Origin of the sequence: Ligilactobacillus salitolerans, from assembly GCF_003864415.1 — a bacterium.
Taxonomy (GTDB): domain Bacteria; phylum Bacillota; class Bacilli; order Lactobacillales; family Lactobacillaceae; genus Ligilactobacillus; species Ligilactobacillus salitolerans.
Genome location: NZ_BFFP01000099.1, coordinates 1 through 593 on the forward strand (window position 1 = coordinate 1; position 593 = coordinate 593).

1 protein-coding gene is annotated in these 593 nt (G+C 46.9%); it reads left to right on the forward strand.

Features of this window, described 5'->3' with window-relative positions:
* Positions 1–23: 23 nt before the first annotated feature.
* Positions 24–593, forward strand: a 570-nt coding sequence (locus tag LFYK43_RS12230; protein ID WP_268227140.1) for a reverse transcriptase domain-containing protein, incomplete at its 3' end; no start/stop codon positions are given.

Below are 593 nucleotides of genomic sequence, written 5' to 3' on the forward strand. Positions count from 1 at the left end.
GATTCATCTTGGAGGTGGAAACAATGCGACAATCGCAGAAAACAGAAAACAAAGCTGACTGCCTGCGGAGGGTAGCCCTGGAAGGGCGAGAGAAAACAGGAGCGCGTAGTATTGTTTCTGGTGAACAGAGAATTCAGAATGGCTTATTACGTGAGAAGATTTTAGACCGCAATAATTTAAATGCGGCCTCTAAGAATGTCAAACGTAATAAAGGAGCTGGGGGAATCGACGGAATGACCGTTGAGGAACTCGGTCCTTACTTGAAGGAAAATAATACAAAGCTGGTGGAAGAGTTGCGCTCTGAAAGCTATCAGCCCCAGCCGGTCAAAAGAGTAGAAATCCCAAAAGCCGACGGGTCAAAGCGCAAGCTAGGGGTCCCAACGGTCGTCGACCGTGTGGTTCAACAAGCCGTAGCGCAACAACTCATACCAATCTTGGAACAGGTATTTTCCGACAATAGTTATGGTTTTCGACCACATCGCAGTGCGCAAAGTGCTGTGAAAAAGGTGGCAGCCTATTATAATCAAGGCTATCACTACGTGGTCGACCTTGATTTAAAGTCCTACTTTGACAATGTGAACCATGACCTGCTG